Below are 14014 nucleotides of genomic sequence, written 5' to 3'. Positions count from 1 at the left end.
GGGGCGGTCACGGTTGACCCTGATTCTCGTTGGCGAGCAAGGGATTCCACAGGCGGCGCGCCAGTTCGCCGAAACGGGTGGGTTCGGATTCCACGCCGGGCAGGGCGCGGGCGGCGGCCTCCGTCAGCTGCTGGAAGCGGGGGGCCGGGCCCAGGATGTGGCGCAGGTAGCGGTCGGTGTGTTCGCCGAAGCGGTCGCCGAATTCCTTTTCGGCGGCCAGCAGCGCGTCCTCCGGGGTGCCACCGGCGAGGCGGCGCTCGGCGTAGGCGGCCGAGGCGGCGGGCGCGATGGGCAGCGGTTCGGACAGGCCCTCGTCGCGCAGCGCCACCAGGTCGCGCAGGATGCCGCGGGCCAGGGCGGCGGTGGGGGCGGTGAGGGTGGATTGCCAGGCGGGGCGGCGGTGCTGGCCGCGGCCGATGGTGAGGGCGCGCCAGCTCTGGTGGGTGCCGGTGGCGGCCAGGGCGAGCAGGCGGATCCAGGCGGCCATGCGGTGTTTGGGGGCCAGGCGCGAGTAGGTGGTGCGCAGCAAGGCATCGTCGTGGACGTCGGGGACGGTGCCGGTGAGGCGGCGGCCCTCCCCCAGGTCGACGGCGATATCGATGGTGCGGGAAGGGATTTCGTGCAGTGGCCGGGCGACCCGGACCAGCTGGTCGACGGTACCCTCCACCTCGTCGAGCACGGCCGAGCCCATGGCGAACGGCGGCAGCGTGCCGCGCCGCCACTCCGCCGCCCGCAGCACGTTCGGGTCGACGCCGGTGAGGCGGGCGGTCAACATGCGCTCGCCCATGTTCCATTTGGTCAGCCCGTCGAGCTCGACGGGGAGGCGGTCGGCGATCTCCCCCTCTTCCTCGGGCACCCGAATTCCCAAGCGCTGCCACAGGAATGCCCGCACCGGATGCTCGGCGAAGGCCACCAGCTCCGCCAGCTCGACGTCACCGCGTTCGCCGTGCGGCAGCGGCGCGGGCAGGAACAGCGGCCGCGGCGCGGGCGCGCGCCCGGCGGCCCGCGCCCCGGCCAGCGCGACGGTGTCGAAGCTGAACGGCTCCCCGGCCCGGAAGTTGCGGCGATCGAAGGGCTGCAACGGATGTCGCGTCACCACCCGGTCCATGGCGGACGCGCCGACGTGCGCGCGCACGGTGTCGAGCAACTCCGCGAGGGGAATGGCGGGCGGGCGGTGCGCACCGGTGACCGGGTCGGATCCGGTGTGCAGCAGCACCAGTCGCTCACCGGCGGCCATGATGGCGTCCAGCAGCAACTGCCGGTCCTCGCTGCGCGGGTCGCGGTCGCCGGGCAGGCGGTGCCGGGCCAGCGCGTCGTCACCGTCGATGCCGCCCGCGCGCGGGAACACCTCGTCGTCGAGTCCGAGCAGCACCACCACCCGGTGCGGCACCGACCGCATCGGCACCATGGTGCACACGGTCAGTTCCCCGGTGCGGAAGTTGGCACGCGAGGGCCGCCCGGCCAGCCGTGCGGTCAGCAGCGCCCCGATATCGCTGAGCCGCAGGGGAATCCGCCCCGCGGGTTCGAGCGCGGTGGCCAGTTCCCGGCGCGCCTGCACCCCCATCCAGCCCTGGCCGTTCGGAACCTCGGTGAGCAGATCCAAGGCCCGGCCCAGCACCGCGGCCCAGTCCGCCGCGGCCCGCGCCGACCCGGCCGGTTCTTCGAGGGTGGAGCCGCGCAGATCCCGCAGGCACACCGCGAGCCGGTCCACGAATTCCGCGAAGCGCCCGGCCAGGTCGATGTCATTGCTGTCCACGTCGTCCAGGGGCAGCACCAGATCCAGCCAATCCTCGCTGGATTCGCCCGCCGCCACCCCGAGCAGAATGCGGTCCACCGCGGCATTGAGGGTGTTCTGCGCGAAGTCGCCGAGCCCGAACGCCTGCCGCTGACGCTGCCCGATTCCCCACCGCGCACCGGTCTCGGTGGCCCATTCGCGCAGCCGCTCGATGTCATCGTCGTCGAAGCCGCAGCGCAGCCGAACCGGTTCGGCCGCACACAGATCCAGCGCCTCGGTCACGGTGACCCGGCCGTCGGCCAATTCGAGCAGCGTGCCGATCACATCCAGCAGCGGGTTCGCCGCGAGCTGCGCCCGGTCGGCCAGCCGCACCCGCAAACCGTGCGCCGGATGCCCGGGCTCGGCCCCGTCCAGGGACCACTGGCCGAAGGCGGCGCGCACCAGCGGCGCGTAACTCTCCACATCCGGGCACATGACGATGACGTCGCGCGGCTCCAGAGTCGGGTCGGCGCCGAACAATCCGAGCAGCGCGTCCCGCAGCACCTCGACCTGCCGCGACGGCCCGTGGCAGGAGTGCACCGCCACGGTCCCGTCGGCCAGGCTCGGGTCGGGCATGATCGACCAGCGGTCCTGCCGCACCGCGGCCTGCAATTCCGAGAGCAGGGTGCGCGGGCCCGTCGCCTCCGAACGCTGAGTGCCCGACTCCGGGCGTCGATCACCCGGCTCGAGGCGCTGATGAGCCGCCTCGGGCCGCTGCCGATCGTTCTCCGGGCGCGGATGGTAGGTGTCGATGTGGTCGTACCCGGCCAGCCGCTGCTGCAATTCCCGCACATCCCGGCCCAGCGCCGACAGCAGCGGATGCCGCACCCGGACACCGGGATTCGGGATCACCTCGGCATCGGCGAGCTTGGTCCACAGCGCCGGGCTGGGATGCACCAGCCACAGGTGCACTCCCCGCCCGGCCGACAACGCCGAGAGCACCTCGAGCTGATCGGTGGTCAAACGGGTCACCCCGAACAGCGAAATCCGTTCCGGCAGCGCCACGATCGAGGGCTCGGCCCGCAGCCGCGCGCACGCCGCGCCCAGCCGCTCGGCCGGACCCGGCACCCCGACCACCCCGCGCAGCCGCCGCCACAGCCTGGGCTGCCAGAGCAGATCCGGCGGCAGCGCGTTCCCGGCCCCGTCGGTGTCGCGGCCGTCGGCCCAATCGGTCATCATGGCCGGGCGCTGCGCGGCGTAACCGTCGAACAGGGCCGCGATCCGCGCGGCCGTGGCATAGCGCCGCCCGACCCGGTACCCGCCCGGATCCCCCTGGCCCAGATGCCGCGCGAGCACCGCGGCCCACGATTCGGCCAGCACCTCGTCCAGCACCGGCAGCAGCGTCCACACCAGTCGCGCCGGGGACCACGGATCCTGCTCGGGATCCACTCCGGTCGCCTCGGCCAGCACCGTCGTCACCAGCGCGGCCGGATCCGCGAAATCGATATTGGCCGAAATGCCGTCGGTCCCGGCGCCGGTGCCGAGCACGGCGGCCAGGCGCTGGTTCAGCCAGCGTTCGATTCCCTTGGCGGGAACCGCGACCACTTCCGGGGTGAACGGATCGCCGAGCGGATCGGCGAGCAGCCCGGCCAGCGCGTCGGCGAGCGTGTCCGCTCGTTCGGCCCGGTGAATGTGCACGACCCGTGTTTATACAGTCGGCGAACGACATGCAAACACCACCCCTCGCGGCTCGCCGGGTGACGCCTGCCACACGCCGGGGATTTGCTAGGGCGCGTCAGCGCGAAATTCGAGTGTGGTATGCGACAGTGCCTTTCGGGGAGGTTCGGTTTGTCTTCGAAAGGCTGGTTCGCGTCGATGTCTGCGTCGGTGATTCCCCTGGTGCCCAGAACCGGGTTCACGGTTCGCCGGGTGGGAGACCGCTGGGAGCTCGTCAACTCGCGGCATTACGGCCGCGGCGTGGTGCTGGCGTCCTGGCCCCGGGAACGACACGGCGAGGCATTCGAGCACTGCTATCGCCTCAACGGGCGCAGTATCGAAGAGCTACGGGCGGCATTTCGGTGAGAAGCGCGAAATTCGTTGCGACAGTGTCGATTCGATAACAGAAGCGGCGATGTCCTGCAAGACGTGCGTATCGGGCATTGTCCCCTCTATTGTGTTCCCTCGTGCGTTCCCCCAAGGCCCGGCGCGTGGCCTCCTCCGCTTGTGTGCTCGCTGCCGCGGCACTGATTCCGGCCGCCCCGGCCTTCGTTCCCGTCGCCGGCGCCTTGCCCGGAAACAATGGGACCCCGCTCCACACCCAGGGCCCGATCGCGGGTTTCGACGCCGATATGAGCAACCGCATTGCCGCGGTCGACAATTACCTCGCCACCCGCCCGGGCGTCACCGGCTATGTGATGCGCGACCGGGTCACCGGCGGCATTTATCGAAACGCCAACGCCGACACCAGCTTCTGGACCGCTTCCACCATCAAGCTGGCAATCGCGGAGGATCTGCTCAACCGCGCCCGGATCGGCGCCATCACGCTGGGTCCCGACGACCGCTCGCTCATGGAGTCGATGCTGGCAACCTCCAATGACACTGCCGCCGACATCCTCTGGAACAAGTTCGCCGGCTTCGACCGGATGTCGTTCAACAACGCCTTCCGCGCCAACGGCATGACCGGCCTGGTCCCGCTGCCGCCGACCACCTCCATCGAACAGGTCAAGATGTTCCCGGACTGGGGTTTCCAGCAGTGCGCCCCCGCCGACCTGGACCGGCTCATGGACAACGTGCTGACCCGCATGCACCCCGACGACCGCGCCTACCTGCTCGACCGCATGCGCCGCGTCGACACCAACCAGCACTGGGGCGTCTGGGGCGCGGGCGCGGCCATGAACCCCGGCCTCAAGAACGGCTGGTCCGACGAACAGGGCGGCTGGGTCGTCAACTCGGTCGGCTTCGCCGGCCCCGCCGAGCGCTACACCCTCGCCATCATGACCGAACAGGGCAACCAGGGCGGCTACACCGACGGCGCCGAAACCACCACGCACGTCGCCCAATTGCTGTTCCAAGGGCGCTGACCCACCCGATTTCCGCCACGCCGCGCAATCCTCGCCGACCCGACCGGCCGATCTTGTATCTTCGAGACGGTTGTCTAAAAGGTCTGTTTGTCGGTTGGTCCTGATTGGTCGTCGCGACTCACCCTGCACTACCGTTACGGGTGAGTTGTCGTGTTTCACCGTCTGGCGAGGAGCAGGAACTAGATGAACGCCGAGAAATCCGTCGCACAGCGTCATCGCGTGGTGGTGATCGGGTCCGGGTTCGGTGGACTGTTCGCCTGCAAGCACCTACGCAAGGCCGACGTCGACATCACTCTCATCTCCAAGACCTCCACGCACCTGTTCCAGCCGCTGCTGTACCAGGTCGCGACCGGCATCCTGTCCGTCGGTGAGATCGCCCCCGCCACCCGCATCGTGCTGCGCAAGCAGCAGAACGTGCGCGTCATCATGGGCGAGGTCACCGATATCGACGTCGAGGGCGGCAATGTCACCTCGCGCCTGCTCAACCAGGACTACGTCACCCCGTTCGACAGCCTGATCGTGGCCGCGGGCGCGCAGCAGTCCTACTTCGGCAACGACCACTTCGCCACCTACGCCCCGGGCATGAAGACCATCGACGACGCGCTCGAGCTGCGCGCGCGCATCCTGGGCTCCTTCGAGGAGGCCGAACTGGCCACCGATGCGGAGACCCGCGAGCGCTTCATGACCTTCTGCGTGGTCGGCGCGGGACCCACCGGCGTCGAATTGGCCGGGCAGATCGCCGAACTCGCCGACCGCACCCTCGACGGCACCTTCCGCAATATCGACACCCGCGACGCGCGCGTCATCCTCATCGAGGGCGCGGGCGCGGTGCTCGCCCCGATGGGCCCCAAGCTCGGCTCCAAGGCGCAGGCGCGGCTGGAGAAGATGGGCGTGGAGATCCAGCTCAACGCCATCGTCACCAATGTGGACGCGCGCGGGGTCACCGTGAAGGACCCCGACGGCACCGAGCGGCGCATCGAATCCGCGTGCAAGGTGTGGTCGGCCGGTGTGCAGGCCAGCGGGCTGGGCAAGATCCTGGCCGACAAGTCCAAGGGCACCGAGGTGGACCGGGCCGGACGCGTCATCGTCGAACCCGACCTCACCATCAAGGGCTACCCGAACGTCTTCGTCGTCGGCGACCTGATGTCGGTGCCGGGCGTGCCCGGGCAGGCCCAGGGCGCGATCCAGGGCGGCACCTACGCGGCGAAGGCCATCAAGGCCGAGGTCCAGGGCAAGCAGCAGGTCTCCGACCGCAAGCCCTTCAAGTACTTCGACAAGGGCTCGATGGCCACCGTGTCGCGGTTCAGCGCGGTCTGCCAGGTGGGCAAGCTCGAGTTCAGCGGCTTCATCGCCTGGCTGGCGTGGCTGGGCCTGCACCTGTGGTACCTGGTCGGCTTCCGCAGCCGGTTCGTCACCGTGCTCGAATGGTTCGTCTCCTTTCTGGGCCGCCACCGGGGTCAGATGGCGGCGACCGAGCAGTGGGTGTTCGCGCGCCTGGCCCTGGAAGCACTCGACGACCCCGCCGAGGCCGCGCAGCTGGCCAAGCAGATCGGCGCCGAATCCGCCTCGGGGAACGGCAAATCCGTGGCGAATGGCAAACCGGGCGAATCCACGGAACAGCGCGCGGGCTGACCGCACCTACCGTGCGGTCTCGATAGTGGCCTGACCGGGCTGCGTGTCCCGACCAATCCGGCACACCGGCCGGATCCGAATGTTCGACATCCGTTGACATTCGGGAGAAAGGTCATTCATGGGCAAACGCCAACCGGTCGATTTGGTTCAGACGCGGCGACAACGCCTGGGTTCACTGGCGGTCGCGGGCGCGCTGCCGCTGGTCGCCGCCCTCGCCGCCGCCGGAACCAGTGCGGCCGAACCGGTTTCGTCCGACGACACCCAGCCGGCCGTGGTCGACAATCAGCCCGCCGCCGCGGGACCCGGCGGCACCGACGCGCAGCCCGGCGTGGTGGTCGACACCCCGTTCGGCAAGATCGCGGTGCCGGTGCCGCAGGCCCTGGCCGACGGGGCGCACAACTATCTCGCCGCCACCGCGGCCGAGGTCGAAGGCACCGCCGCCGAGGGCACCGCCGCCGAGGCGCTCGACAATGCCGGCGCGCTCGACAATGCCGAGGCGCTGGCCCCGGCACCGCCCGCCGCGCCCGTGCGGGTCGGCCGCAACTCCGCCACCGGCGTGCGCGACATCCCCAACGCGCCGCTGGCGCCGGTGGATCAGGGCAAACTGCACCAGCCCAATCCGATGTCGGCCCCCGATGTCGCGCCCATCGCCGCACCCGAGGGCAAGCTGCGTTTCGGCGACACCCAGGTCGACATCCCGGCCTGGCTGACCCCGGAGCAGGCCGCCCAGGTGAACGCGCTCGCCGCGGGCGCGGAGGCCGAGCTGGCCCGCACCTACGATTCGGCCGGTTTCGAGCCGAGCCGCTCGGACCGGATGGCCGCGCAGACCGTCGGCACCGCGGCCGTGGGCGCGGCGGTGGGCGTGGGCGTCGCGGCCCCGCTCGAGATCGCGGGCGGCGTCATGGGCGGATTCATCGGTGCGATGGCGGGCACGCCGTTCGCTCCGGCGGGCTGGGTCTTCGGCCCGGCCGTGGGCGCTTCCGCGGCCGTGACGCTCATCGCCATCCCCGCCGCCACGGTCGGGGCCGTCATCGGCGGGACCGTGGGCGCGGTGAACGGGTACCTGGCTCCGGCCACCCCGGGCGCGCCCGTGGACGCGGCGGTATCGGACCAGGCGACCGCGGTAGCCGACCAGTCAGCTATCGAAGAGTCGTAGCCGATCCAACGGGGCCGGGATCTCTCACCAGGGATTCCGGCCTCTTTCGCGCCCGAATACCGGCAAGTTAGCTAATCCCTAGTTATGACAACGATTTCCAGACGTCCGATTCCCCACCAATCCGGGTGACCGGTGGGTTCGAATGTCGGTCGTCGATGTGCCCTGAGGAAAGGTTATGCATGGCCGCAGGTAAGCACCGAGCACTGAACCCCCACCGCAACAAGGTCGGAAACGTGGTGGCGGCAGGTGCGGTCCCGCTAGTCCTGGCGATCGTCGGATCGGGCGCAGCCAATGCCGCCCCGGCCGAGGTCGCTCCGGTGGCGCAGCACGACGACGCGCCCAAGCCCCAGTGGCCCGCCGCTGATTCCCCGAATGTGAGTCCCTATGAGGGCCTGCACATTCCGGGCGACACCAAGAGCTCCATCCAGTGGTCGCGCCAGGCCCCGGACAAGAGCTATCTGGCCCCCGTCGGCGTGCTGCACCCGCCCGCCCCGGTTCCGGCCGTGCCGCCGATCGCCCCGCCGCCGGGCATGTTCCGGTTCGGCGATGTGCAGGTCCCGGCTCCCGACTGGATCGACAAGGAACAGGCGATCCAGATCAATGACAATGCCGCTCAGCTCGAGGCGAATCTCGCCACCTTCCTCGACTCGATCGGCATGGAGCGCTCCCGCTCCGACCGCATTGCCGGGCAGACCATCGGCACCGCCGCCCTCGGCGCTGTCGCCGGAGCCGCCACCGCCGCCCCGATCGAGCTCACCTCCGCCGCCGTCGGCGGTGTTGTGGGCCTGGTCGTCGGCGCCGGTTTCGTTCCGGTCGGTCTGGTCGCCGGTCCCGCCCTCGGCGCCGCGTTCGGCGCCGCGGTCATCGCCATCCCCGCGGCCGCCGCGGGTGCCGCGGTGGGTGCCGTTGTGGGCGCGGTGAATTCGTTCAACGCACCACCCCGCGTCGTCGGCGACTGACAACCCCACTGAAATCCCTTCGACGACAGCCGCTTCAGTGAGCAGATGTGCGCACGCGGTGGGAACCGGCGGTGAGGTCCGGTTCCCGCCGCGCACGCGAACGCGGCCCCGCGAGTGTGTTGCGGATCATGTGCTGAGCGCCCAATATGTGATCTGGATGGCGGGTTATCGGACCATTGACGTGATCCGACACCGGTGCTACTGAGGACATTTGTCCGTTCAAGCGGGCTGGTTTGCTCACTAATGTCCAAGGCATGGACATACCTTCCGCGAACCGCAAAGGGCTGAGTCTCTTCGCCCTGATCATGATTGGCATCGGCTCGATCTTCGGGTCGGGCTGGCTCTTCGGGGCCGGGCAGGCGGCCCAAGTCGCCGGACCGGCCGCGATCATCGCCTGGGTGATCGGCGCGGTGTTCATAGGCTTGATCGCCATGTCCTACGCGGAGGTGGGCGCCGCCTACCCGTTCCCCGGATCCATGGCCCGCTTCGGTTCCATCTCACACGGCCCGGTGCTCGGTTTCATCACCGGCTGGGCGGTCTGGATCGCCGTCGCCGCCCTCATCCCCATCGAATCCATCGCCAGCACGCAGTACATGTCGTCGTGGAGCTTCTCCTGGGCACAGGGCCTGATGGAGGACGGCTCGCTGACCCTCGCGGGCATGGGCATGGCGTTCGCGCTGACCGTGGTGCTGTGGCTGTGCTGCTACTGGTCCGTCGGACTGCTCGCCCGGGTGAACAATCTGCTCACCGCCGTCAAGTTCGGCATCCCGGTGCTGGCCGTCGCCTCGCTCATCGCATCGGGCTTCCACACCGAGAACTTCCACGGCTACGGCGGTTTCGCGCCCAACGGCTGGGCCGCGGTGCTGACCGCGGTGAGCACCTGCGGTGTCGTGTTCGCCTTCAACGGTTTCCAGGCCGTGGTCAATCTCGGTGGCGCGGCGAAGAATCCGGGCAAGGCCATCCCGGCCGCGCTCGTCGGCGCGCTGTCGATCGGCCTGGTCATCTACATGCTGCTGCAGATCGCCTTCATCGGCGCGGTACCGCCGGAGCAGCTGGCCGAACACGGTTGGGTCGGAATCAATTTCAACTCGCCGTTCGTCGATATCGCCAAGCTGCTGATACTCGCCTGGCTGGTGATCATGCTCCAGTTCGGCGCGTTCATCTCGCCGTCCGGCGCGAACATCGCCAACGTGGCCTCGGCCTCGTACATGGTGCAGAACCTGGCCGAGACCGGCTTCTTCCCCAAGAAGCTGCGCGAGTCGCACCCCCGATACGGCACCGCGCGCCCGGCCATGTGGCTGAACCTCGCCTTCTCGCTGGTCCTGCTGCTGACCGTCGGCCACAGCTGGCACGCGCTGGCGGGCATCGTCTCCGCGGCCATGGTGATCTCCTACCTGATCGGCCCCATCGCCGTGGGCGTGTTCCGCAAGACCAAGCCCGAGCTGCCGCGCCCCTTCCGGCTCCCGGCCGCCAATGTGATCACGCCGCTGGCCTTCACCCTGGCCGCCTGCGCGCTGTACTGGACGCACTGGCCCAACACCGGCCGCATCGTGTTCATCACGCTGCTGTCCGTGCCGGTCGCGGTGGCCGTGCTGTGGCGGCGCGGTGAGCGCACCATCGCCGCGCAGTTGGCACCGGCCTGGTGGATGATCGCCTTCCTGATCTTCATGGCGACCGTGTCCGCCCTGGGTTCGCCCGATTTCGGTGGCACCGGCCTGATTCCGGGCGGCATCGATATCGCGCTGGTCGCCGGGGCCGCGCTGGCCACCTACTACTGGGCCGTGCGGGCCGGTGTGCAGGCCCACGAGTCGGGTCTGCCCGGACCGGATCCGGTGCTCGACGCCGAGCCGGAGAGCGAGATCGTTCCGCTCGACGACCTCATCGGCAGCGAGTCGGATCGTAATCTGCAGCCCGCCTGAGCAATTCGTCCCATCCAACGCCCGAGCAGTCAAAGGTCTGGTCATGGCACTGTCAGTCTTCGATTTCTTCTCCATCGGTATCGGTCCCTCCTCCTCGCATACCGTCGGCCCGATGCGTGCGGCGCAGTTCTTCGCCAACCGCCTCAAGGAAGACGGCCTGCTGTCCCAGACCGCCTCGGTCCGCGTCGAGCTGTTCGGCTCGCTGGGCGCGACCGGCCGCGGGCACGCCACCCCCAAGGCGGTGCTGCTCGGGCTGGAGGGGCACTCCCCCAACACCGTCGACCCGGATGTCGCCGACGAGGACGTGGCGCGCATCCGCCGCACCAAGCGGCTGCGGCTGCTGGGCACCGAAATCGGTGACACCCACGAGATTCCGTTCGATGAGCCCACCCAGCTCATCCTGCACATGCGCCGGGCGCTGCCGTACCACGCCAACGCCATGACGCTGTTCGCCTACGACCGCGACGGAATCCCGTTGCTGGAGAAGACCTATTACTCGGTCGGCGGCGGGTTCGTGGTGGACGAGGACTCGGTGTGCGCCGATCCCGACAACGACGACACCACTCAGCTCGCCTACCCGTTCCACAGCGGGGCACAGCTGCTGAAGTTCGCCAACGAGACGGGGCTCTCGATCTCCTCGCTCATGCTGGAGAACGAGAAGGCCTGGCGCAGCGAGGAGGAGATCCGCACCGGGCTCCTGGAAATCTGGAAGGTCATGCAGGAGTGCGTGAACCGCGGGCTGAATCGTGAGGGGATTCTGCCCGGCGGACTCGAGGTGCGCCGCCGCGCCGCCACCTCGGCGCGGCAGTTGCGTGCCGAAGGCGATCCGATGATGCATCGCACCGAGTGGACGACCATCTACGCGATGGCCGTCAACGAGGAGAACGCGGCGGGCGGCCGGGTCGTGACCGCGCCGACCAACGGTGCGGCCGGTGTACTGCCCGCGGTACTGAGCCACTACATGAACTTCGTACCCGGCGCGGACGAGGAGGGCATCATCCGATTCCTGCTCACCGCGGGCGCGATCGGCATGCTCATCAAGGAGAACGCGTCGCTCTCCGGTGCCGAGGTGGGCTGCCAGGGCGAGGTCGGCTCGGCCTGCTCGATGGCCGCGGGCGCATTCGCCGAGGCCATCGGCGGCACCCCCGAACAGGTCGAGAACGCCGCCGAGATCGGCATGGAACACAACCTCGGCCTCACCTGCGACCCGGTCGGCGGGCTGGTCCAGATCCCGTGCATCGAACGCAACGGCATGGCCGCGGTCAAGGCGGTCACCGCCGCCCGCATGGCCATGCGCGGCGACGGCAGCCACAAGGTCTCCCTCGACGAGGTCATCAAGACCATGAAGGAAACCGGCGCGGACATGAGCGTCAAGTACAAGGAGACGGCGCGCGGCGGGCTCGCGGTGAACCTCACCGAGTGCTGAGATCCGACAACGGAAAGCGAGAGTCCTTGCGGCTCAAGCCATCAACAAGCGGGCGGTACGCGTGAACAGCGTGCCGCCCGCGGCCAGTGGCAGCAGGGCCGCGTCCAGGCCGACGGTTTCGGACTGCCGCTCGTCCGGGTACGTGAGCACGCTCTCCAGGGCGCGCGGAGCCGACAGTGCGTCATCGGTGACGGCGTCCGAGCCGAGTTCGAGACGGTGCCGCAGCAGCGGGGTCGGGCCGACGTCGGCGGTGAGCTCACCGCTCCAGTAGCCGTGGTCCTCGCCGGTGCGGCCGATCTGGACGCGCTCCCGAAGGCGAAGGCGGGCACCGTCTTCCAGGGTGACCGCGGTGAAGGTCTCGTGCTCGGCGCCGCCCGCGACCACGGTGGGTTCCGGGTCGAAATTGAGCTCACCACCCGCGGCCACTTCGAATCGCCAGTGCGCTACGGACTTACGGGTCTCGCGTCCGGGCAGCGCGATGGTGGCGGCGACCGAACGGACGGTCAGCCGAGCGCCCTCCCCCACGGAGACAACGATATCGAGCACATCGCCACCGAGCGGCGTGGCGGCCGTGCCGATGAAGTGCACCGTGTCGATGCCGGTGCGCCGCGCCGCCAGGCCGCCGACCGCGTGAATGTGCGGCAGCGTCCCGGCGGTCGCGGTGATGCGGAGCTCAGTGCGAATGGGCAATGCCCGCCGCCGCATCCTGTTCGGCGGCCAGCTTCAGCTGGTCGCGCACCCAGGCCAGTACCGGTGTCGCGGCCGGGTCCTCGGTGAGCGAGGTGAATACGAACGGGCGGCCCTCGCGCACCTTGGTCGAATCCCGGTCCATGACAGACAGATCCGCGCCCACCATGGGGGCCAGGTCGGTCTTGTTGATGACCAGCAGGTCCGACCAGGTGACGCCCGGGCCGCCCTTGCGCGGCACCTTGTCGCCACCGGCCACGTCGACCACGAAGATCTGCGCGTCGATCAGGCCCGAGGAGAAGGTGGCGGTGAGATTGTCGCCGCCCGACTCCACCAGGATCAGATCCAGTGGCGGATTCGCCTCGATCAGATCGTCGATGGCATCGAGGTTGGCGGTGATGTCGTCGCGGATCGCGGTGTGCGGGCAGCCGCCGGTCTGCACGGCGGTGATCCGCTCATCCACGAGCACCGCGTGCCGGCGCAGGAAATCCGCGTCCTCGGTGGTGTAGATGTCGTTGGTCAGCACGGCCAGCGACAGCTCGTCGCGCAACTGGCGGCACAGCGCCGCCGTCAACGCGGTCTTCCCCGAACCGACCGGTCCGCCGATACCGATCCGGAGCGGCTCCCCCGGTGTCCGCTCGCGCCGCGGGCGGTCGTGGTCGTGATCGTGCGGTTCCCCGTCGATGAGGTGAGGTGGCATGTTCGGCACCTTTCCACCCCATCCTGGCCCAGCCAGGTAAACCGGATGTAACCCGCCCCGCGACCGGCTACGACGCGAACAGCGGCATTTCGCGGCGCAGGTGACGTTCGGCGAGCACGTCCTGGAGCGGATCCGAGAGTGCGGCAGGCGTTTTGGCCGCCTCGGCGGCGGTGGCATCGCAGACCTGCGCGAGCCGGATGGTGCAGGCGGCCACGGCGGCCGGGTCGAGGGCGAGGAGGCGCTGGGCGGCGGTGGCGGCGCCGGTCATGGTGGTGTAGACGGTCACCGCCGCGATGTCCTCGGGCGAGGCGCCGCAGAGCGTGCCGACCACGCCGAACACCGTGGACAGGTGTGGCCGGGTGCCGAGGGGAAGCCAATCGGCCTGCGGCCACACCCGTTTGGCCAGGCGCAGCAGCCCGCGGCCCTGGGCGCGGGAAGCGGCGCGGGCCGACGGGGACGGGGTGCGGGCGTCGGACTCGAGTTCGGCGCGGGCCGGGTCGAGGGTGCCCGCGGTGACGGCCGCCGCGAGGGAGGCCGCGACCAGGCCCGAGGTCCGGATGCGGCGGCGCAGGTAGAGCTCGACGGTGGTCACATCACGCACCAGCCCGGAGGCGATGGCCTCCTCGACGCCACCGGAATGGACGTGCCCGCCGATCGGCAGCCGGGAATCGGCGAGGGTGAGCAGGGTGGCCAGGCTCATCGGCCCACGTCCGGGTTTCGCATGGCCCGATCCTAGTGTCG

At 69.8% G+C, this 14014-nt stretch carries 11 protein-coding genes; 7 read left to right on the top strand and 4 right to left on the bottom strand.

Translation table 11 applies throughout. The features are described from left to right. Nucleotides 1–7 precede the first annotated feature (7 nt). A complete protein-coding gene (gene recC, locus NS2_RS02345) occupies nt 8–3412 on the bottom strand; it encodes an exodeoxyribonuclease V subunit gamma (protein ID WP_033085427.1) in 3405 nt (1134 codons plus the stop codon). A 177-nt stretch (nt 3413–3589) separates the two neighbouring features. On the opposite strand from recC, the gene NS2_RS02340 reads away from it, so the two are divergent. The 7 genes from NS2_RS02340 to NS2_RS02310 all read left to right on the top strand — a co-directional run bounded on the left by NS2_RS02340 (nt 3590) and on the right by NS2_RS02310 (nt 11886). Then, complete coding sequence (locus tag NS2_RS02340) at nt 3590–3796, top strand: hypothetical protein (protein WP_071811915.1); 207 nt, start codon at nt 3590–3592, stop codon at nt 3794–3796. Nucleotides 3797–3885: 89 nt separating this feature from the next. Further along, entirely contained in the window at nt 3886–4794 is a 909-nt protein-coding gene (locus NS2_RS02335) for a serine hydrolase (RefSeq protein WP_155239630.1), read from the top strand. A gap of 183 nt (nt 4795–4977) precedes the next feature. Further along, entirely contained in the window at nt 4978–6426 is a 1449-nt protein-coding gene (locus tag NS2_RS02330; protein ID WP_033085428.1) for an NAD(P)/FAD-dependent oxidoreductase, read from the top strand. A 118-nt stretch (nt 6427–6544) separates the two neighbouring features. Further along, nucleotides 6545–7582: a hypothetical protein gene (locus tag NS2_RS02325; RefSeq protein ID WP_052085953.1), complete on the top strand. Its 1038-nt coding sequence runs from the start codon at nt 6545–6547 to the stop codon at nt 7580–7582. 179 nt (nt 7583–7761) lie between these two features. After that, nucleotides 7762–8541, top strand: a complete 780-nt coding sequence (locus NS2_RS02320) for a hypothetical protein (RefSeq protein WP_045436084.1) — start codon at nt 7762–7764, stop codon at nt 8539–8541. Between the two features lie 254 nt (nt 8542–8795). Next, the gene (locus tag NS2_RS02315; RefSeq protein WP_045436087.1) at nt 8796–10460 is read left to right on the top strand and encodes an APC family permease; all 1665 of its coding nucleotides are present in this window, start codon (nt 8796–8798) and stop codon (nt 10458–10460) included. 43 nt (nt 10461–10503) lie between these two features. Beyond that, nucleotides 10504–11886 (top strand): L-serine ammonia-lyase, encoded by a 1383-nt coding sequence (locus tag NS2_RS02310; RefSeq protein ID WP_033085429.1) that lies wholly within the window; start codon nt 10504–10506, stop codon nt 11884–11886. A gap of 33 nt (nt 11887–11919) precedes the next feature. Here NS2_RS02310 and NS2_RS02305 read toward each other — a convergent pair whose 3' ends face one another. From NS2_RS02305 to NS2_RS02295, 3 genes are all read right to left on the bottom strand, one after another. Next, nucleotides 11920–12570, bottom strand: coding sequence for an urease accessory protein UreD (locus NS2_RS02305; RefSeq protein WP_033085466.1), 651 nt, complete (start codon nt 12568–12570; stop codon nt 11920–11922). Then, a complete protein-coding gene (gene ureG, locus NS2_RS02300) occupies nt 12560–13273 on the bottom strand; it encodes an urease accessory protein UreG (protein WP_033085467.1) in 714 nt (237 codons plus the stop codon). Before ureG ends, NS2_RS02305 begins: the two co-directional genes overlap by 11 nt. Before the next feature lie 67 nt (nt 13274–13340). After that, the gene (locus NS2_RS02295) at nt 13341–13973 is read right to left on the bottom strand and encodes an urease accessory protein UreF (protein WP_033085430.1); all 633 of its coding nucleotides are present in this window, start codon (nt 13971–13973) and stop codon (nt 13341–13343) included. Nucleotides 13974–14014: the final 41 nt, after the last annotated feature.

This window comes from Nocardia seriolae NBRC 15557, assembly GCF_007990715.1.
Lineage (GTDB): Bacteria > Actinomycetota > Actinomycetes > Mycobacteriales > Mycobacteriaceae > Nocardia > Nocardia seriolae.
This window is presented reverse-complemented; position numbering and strand designations above follow the sequence as displayed.